The sequence below is a fragment of the Candidatus Poriferisodalis multihospitum genome (assembly GCF_028283155.1).
In the GTDB taxonomy this organism is placed as follows: domain Bacteria; phylum Actinomycetota; class Acidimicrobiia; order Acidimicrobiales; family Poriferisodalaceae; genus Poriferisodalis; species Poriferisodalis multihospitum.
In genome coordinates, this window is record NZ_JAPYOK010000049.1 from 1 (window position 1) to 5,944 (window position 5,944).

5 protein-coding genes are annotated in these 5,944 nt (G+C 68.2%); 3 read left to right on the forward strand and 2 right to left on the reverse strand.

The window, feature by feature from the left end:
- Positions 1 to 152: 152 nt before the first annotated feature.
- Complete coding sequence (locus VI480_RS04595) at positions 153 to 1,433, reverse strand: M20/M25/M40 family metallo-hydrolase (RefSeq protein WP_323671641.1); 1,281 nt, start codon at positions 1,431 to 1,433, stop codon at positions 153 to 155.
- Between the two features lie 50 nt (positions 1,434 to 1,483).
- Here VI480_RS04595 and VI480_RS04600 point away from each other — a divergent pair, with 50 nt between their 5' ends.
- The 3 genes from VI480_RS04600 to VI480_RS04610 all read left to right on the forward strand — a co-directional run bounded on the left by VI480_RS04600 (position 1,484) and on the right by VI480_RS04610 (position 4,912).
- A complete protein-coding gene (locus VI480_RS04600) occupies positions 1,484 to 2,926 on the forward strand; it encodes an amidase (protein WP_323671642.1) in 1,443 nt (480 codons plus the stop codon).
- A 76-nt stretch (positions 2,927 to 3,002) separates the two neighbouring features.
- On the forward strand, positions 3,003 to 4,094 hold the full coding sequence (locus VI480_RS04605) for an ATP-binding cassette domain-containing protein (RefSeq protein WP_323671643.1): 1,092 nt from the start codon (positions 3,003 to 3,005) through the stop codon (positions 4,092 to 4,094).
- Complete coding sequence (locus tag VI480_RS04610) at positions 4,091 to 4,912, forward strand: ABC transporter permease (RefSeq protein ID WP_323671644.1); 822 nt, start codon at positions 4,091 to 4,093, stop codon at positions 4,910 to 4,912. Before VI480_RS04605 ends, VI480_RS04610 begins: the two co-directional genes overlap by 4 nt.
- Positions 4,913 to 4,949: 37 nt before the next feature.
- On the opposite strand, the gene VI480_RS04615 is transcribed toward VI480_RS04610, so the two are convergent.
- Positions 4,950 to 5,591, reverse strand: coding sequence for an MBL fold metallo-hydrolase (locus tag VI480_RS04615; RefSeq protein ID WP_323671645.1), 642 nt, complete (start codon positions 5,589 to 5,591; stop codon positions 4,950 to 4,952).
- Between the last annotated feature and the right edge of the window lie 353 nt (positions 5,592 to 5,944).

Consider the following 5,944-nt stretch of genomic DNA (forward strand, 5'->3'; position numbering starts at 1 on the left):
GGCCGTCGACGGCCCGTACGCCCAAATCGTCGATCTCGAAGAGGGGTGCATCAGGCGCTGTGTTGGCCACTGCCATCAACCGCAGTGTATGGCTGGCCCTAAATGCCTCAACCGGCGCCGGGCCCCGGCCGGCCGGCCCGTGAGCGCGGCCCTTAGTCCCAGAGGCTGTCGACCACGTCGAGCCACAGCTGGGTGGTGAGCGCCAGCGACTCGATGTCGATGCGCTCGTCGTTCCCGTGGAACCGGGCGCCGAAGTCGGCGCCGTCGAGCTCGGGGCTGAACAGGCCGGCGCCGTACGCGACCGCGCCCATGTCGCGATACACCCGGGAGTCGGTGAAACCGATGATGAGCTGCGGCGTCAGCCGGGCCGTCGGGAAGCGCCGCTCCACCGCCACCTCCAGTGCGTCCCACAGCGGCGTCTCGACCCGGCTCAGCGATGCCGGGTCGTTCATGATGATCTCCACCTCGACCTGGTCGGCCAGATCACCGAGCGCCTCGTCGAGATGCGCCTGCACCTCAGCAGCGCCCTCGCCGGGCAGCGTCCGCACGTCCACTTCGATGTCGACGTGATCGGGGATGACGTTCGTCTTCATGGCGGTGGGCGCCCCGAGGACGTTCGGCGAGAACGATGTGTGGGTGCACGAGTACAGGTGCGCTGCGGCCGACGCGCTCGGATGGGCATCCAGCCAGTCCTCGATGAGGGTCTCGTCGAGCATGATGGCCTTGGTCTCGTCATCGACGCCGAGCGTGTCGACCTGCTCGCGCCACAGCTCGTGGAACTTCGGCGGGGGCCGGTACTGCGAGATCCGGTGCACCACCGCGGCGGCCTTCACCAAGGCGTTGTCCTGACGGAACGGGCGTGAGCCGTGGCCGGGCCCGTTCTCGGTCAGCACGTAGTCGGCGCCGATGACATCCCAGTGGTTCTCGGCCATCCAGCGAGCGCCGTAGTTCGAACCGGCTTCCTCGTCGGCGCAGGCGAAGTAGATGAGGTCGCCCTTGGGCCGGTAGCCGGTCAGGGCCAGGTGCCGCATTGCCACCGCCATCGAGGACGTGAGGTTGAGCATGTCGACGGCGCCGCGGCCCCAGACTTCGCCGTCGACCAGTTCCCCGCCGAACGGATCGCGGCTCCAGCCGTCACGATTCACCGGCACCACGTCGGTGTGGCCCATCAGGCACAGGGTGGGGGCGTTCGGGTCGCTGCCCTCGATGCGGGTCACCAGCGACCGCCGGCCAGGCGCCGCGTCGAAAACTTCGAGATCCAGTCCGGCGCCTTCGAGGTAGGCCTGAAGTGTGTCGGAGTTGCGGACCTCGCCGCCTGATTCGGGCGTGCCGTAGTTGACGCACTCGTTGCGGATCAGGGTCTGCAGCAGCTCGACGGTCTGACCGGTGCGACGGTTCTCGTCGCTGGTCCCGGCAGTGAATGACTGGCTCATGGGGAGCAACTTACGCGGCGGCGTGGGTGCGACTGTGGTCGAATGACCCGATGAACTCGGGCTCTGGGAACGAAGCGGGCATCTGCGGGCTGCCTGCCACACAGATGGCGGCCATGCTGGCCGGCGGCGAGATCTCGGCGCGGGAGCTGCTGGCGGCACATCTCGAGCGCATCGAGCAGGTCAACCCCGCTCTCAATGCCATCGTCACGTTCACGCCGGAACTGGCGGCCGAGCGCGCCGCCGCTGCCGACGAGGCGCACGCCCGCGGCGAGTCGCTGGGACTGCTGCACGGGCTGCCCGTGGCCCACAAAGACCTGGCGCTGACCGCCGGTGTCCGCACCACCATGGGCTCGCCGCTGTTCGCCGACTTCGTCCCCGACATCGATGCCCTGGTGGTGGAACGCCAGCGCGAAGCCGGGGCGGTGATGGTGGGCAAGACCAACACGCCCGAGTTCGGCGCCGGCTCGCACACGTTCAACCCGGTATTCGGCATCACCCGCAACCCCTACGACGTCGGCAAGACCTGCGGCGGCTCCAGCGGGGGCGCAGCAGTGGCGTTGGCCGCCCGGATACTGCCGCTGTGCGACGGGTCAGACCTGGGCGGCTCGCTGCGCAACCCGGCTGCGTTCTGCAACATCGTGGGCTTCCGGCCCTCGCCGGGACGGGTGCCGTCGACCACCGCAATGGATGCTTGGTTCCCGCTGGCCGTCGAGGGTCCGATGGCCCGCACGGTCGGTGACGTGGCGTTCTTCCTGCAGGCGCTGGCCGGCCCCGATGACCGCTCGCCGGTGTCGAACCAGGAATCGCCGGATGTTTTCGCCGGTGCGCTGGAGCGCGATCTGCGCGATGTGCGGGTGGCATGGTCGCCCGACGCCGGCGGGCTGCCCGTCGACCCAGCGGTGCGGGCAGCCACGGCGAACGTGCCCGACGTGCTCGCCGACCTGGGCTGCGAGGTGGTCGAGGCGTGGCCCGACCTGTCCGATGCGCCGCAGGTCTTCCAGGCCCGACGCGCCTGGTTGTTCGCCCTCGGCTTCGGACCCTTGCTGTCCCAGCACCCTGGCCAGTTCAAGGAGACATTGGCTTGGAACATCGAACAGGGGCTGTCGATGCCGATCGGCGAATACGCCGACGCCTGCCGGCGCCACACCCAGCTGTTCGCCCGCATGGACGAGTTCATGTCGGCCGGCGGCGGCTTCGAGTTCATGGCCTGCCCGACCACCCAGGTGCCGCCGTTCGATGTCGAGGTCGAGTACCCCACCGAGATCGAAGGCGTCACCTTCGACACCTACATCGACTGGATGCGCTCGTGCAGCGACATCACCGTCACGACCCATCCAGCGATCTCGGTGCCGGCCGGATTCACCGCCGACGGCTTGCCAGTCGGCCTGCAGCTCGTCGGCCGCCACCGCGCCGACCGCTCGGTGCTGGAGCTGGCCCACGCCTGGGAGTCGGCCACCCGCCACATTGACCGCCTCCCGCCTCTGCCGGGCTGACGCTCCGCCCCCGACGTCAAGCGCCGGCCCGAAAATCGGGGGTCGGCACCGCAGGCCGCTCGCTAGCCTGCCGCCCGTGTCCGAGGCGGTGTCGAACGGATCCGTAACAGCCATCGAGGCCCACGGGCTGGTGCGCGACTTCGGCGCCAAGCGCGCCGTCGACGGAGTGGACCTGCTGGTGCGCGAAGGCGAGATCTTCGGGTTCCTCGGGCCGAACGGCGCCGGCAAGAGCACCACGGTGCGGATGCTGTGCACGCTGCTGAGCCCGACGGCCGGGACGGCCCGGGTCGCCGGCTACGACGTCGAGAAGAGCCCGGGTGAGGTACGCATCCGCATCGGCGTTGCAATGCAGGAAGCGGCGCTCGACGACAAGCAGACCGGCCGCGAGATCCTCGATCTGCAGGCCCGCCTGTACGGCCTGCGCCCCGCAGACCGGGCTGCGTCCATCGCCCAAGCCATCGATCTGGCTGACATCGGCGATGCCATCGACGCCCGCATCTCCACCTACAGCGGCGGCATGAAGCGCCGTCTGGACCTCGCAGCATCGCTGATCCACGCTCCTGAGGTGATCTTCCTGGACGAGCCGACGACTGGTCTTGACCCCGTCAGCCGGGCACAGGTCTGGGACGAGGTGCGCCGCCTGAACAGCGAATTGGGCGTGACGGTTTTCCTCACTACGCAGTACATGGAGGAGGCTGATGCGTTGTCCGACCGGGTGGCGATCCTCGCCGACGGCCGAATCGTGCAGCAGGGCACGCCCGCCGAGCTGAAACGGGCGGTCGGGTCCGACGTGATCGTGGTTGATCTGGAACCGGGTGACATCGCACGGGCAGCAGAGGTGGCGGGCACCGTGCCGGGCGCAGACGGGGTGACCGCCGGCCGGCTCGGTGTCACGATCGCGACTGCCGACGGGGCAGGACTCGTCGGCGCCGTGGCTGTGGCCTTGGCGACCGCCGACGTGCACCCGACAGCGCTCACCGTCCGTACGCCGTCGCTCGACGACGTGTTCCTGCAAGCGACCGGGTATCGCATGGCCGCCGCTGAGGAGGCTGCGGCCGAAGGTGCAGTCGCGACCGAGGAGGCTGCTGCCGGGAGCGCAGTCGCAGCCGAAGCATCGGGAGACGAGGTACGTGACGGTCGACTGGCCGCCCCCGGAGGTGGGTCGTGACCGACGCAACCATCACCCCTGGCGGCGGCCTGACGAATCGGGTCAGCTTCCTCACCGACATTGCCACGATTGCCCGGCGAGCCGTGCGCAGCGTGGTGCGGGAGCCCGAGTACGTCGTCCCGGCGCTGATCATTCCCTTCTTCTTCTTCGTGGTGAACACGGGTGCGCTGGAGTCCTTCGTGGAGCGCCAGGCCCCCAGCGGCAGCACCGTCGGTCTCGACTACCGGGCGTTCCAGCTTCCCGTGGCGATCATCTTCGCTGTCACGGGAATCTCACGAGCCAGCGTGCTCGTGATCGACATCCAGTCCGGCTATCTCGACCGGATGCTCGTGACGCCGATACGGCGATCCACGCTGCTGTTCGGGCTGATGGTGGCCGACATCGTCATGGCGCTCGGATTGGCCTTGTTCGTGGTCGCTCTCGGGCTCGTGTTCGGTATCTGGTTCGAGACGGGCGTCTTGGGGCTCTTGGTCTTCCTGCTCCTCGCGATTGCCTGGAGCGTGGCCTACAGCGGCATCCCGTACACGGTGGCATTGCGCACCGGGAACCCCGCCGCAGTGAACTCGTCGTTCCTGATCTTCTTCCCGTTCGCGTTTCTCACGCCGTCATACCTGCCGCGCGATCTGATGGGCGGCTGGCTCGAGGCGGTGGCGGCGTGGAATCCCGTCACCTACCTGATGGAGGGCATGCGAGCACTGCTGTTCATGGGTTGGGATGGGCTCGCCATAGTGAAGGGTGCCGCGGCCATCGTCGGGCTCGCGATCGTGACCTTCTACATAGCGTTCAGGTCGCTGGGCCGTCGCGTAGCGACGGGTTAGACGCAGCCGTCGCGTAGCGACGGGCTGACCTCAGGGGCTACCAACCGCGGTCGATCCACTCCTGCAGGTGCGGCGCCTCGGTGCCGATGGTGGTGTCGAGGCCGTGGCCGGGCAGCACCATGGTGCCGGCCGGAAACACGGAGAACATCCGGTCCTCGATGCTGCGGATGATCTGCTCGAAGTCGCCTCCGTAGCTGGTGGCACCGGGCCCGCCAGGGAACAGTGTGTCGCCGGTGAACAGCAGCGGCGTGCCTTCCACGTGGAAGCTCATGGATCCGGCCGTGTGTCCAGGGTTGTGGATGGTGCGGATGCGCAGCCGCCCCACCTCGAGCACAGCGTCGTCTTCGAGAATGAGGTCATAGCTGGGCAGCATCGACGAGTCTTCGGAGGTGATGGCCACTTCGATGCCGGCATCCCGCACCGCCGGCACGGCCTGTATGTGATCCCAGTGGCCGTGGGTCTCCACGACCAGCGTCACGCCGAGCGTGCGGCACACCTCCAGCAGCCGCTCGTGCTCGTTCGCGGCGTCGATGAGCATCGCCTCGCCGGTCTCGGTGCAGCGGATGGTGAAGACGTTGTTGTCGAAGTCGTCGGGAAAGCCGTGCGGCAGATCGCCCTCGACGGGGCGCACGACATGCTTGTGGACTTCGATGCCGGTAGCGGACCAGTGCAGAGCCATGGCTGCATCCTAAGAGGCTGTCGCGAAAGTCTGCGTAGCGCGACGAACTGCGGGGTCTGGGTTGTGGCGGCGCAGAAACGGGTCCTCCGCAATGCCGCACCGCCGCCCGCCTGCGGTAACGCGGCGATGGTCTTGGAAGACATCTGTGAGTTGGCCGGGAGAAGCGAGCTGTCTGCCGGCGACAACTTGCCCAACAGCCTCTGAGATCTTCTTGCCGGCGTCATAGCCCCTGCAGCAACTAGCCGAACAGCCTCTGAGAGTCTGGGGCTGGACGCTGGCAGACCGGCATTGCGATCGCTGGCTCGGGCGGAGCGGGTCTGGCGGGCTGTTGTGCTGCTGCCCGGTGGGGGCGG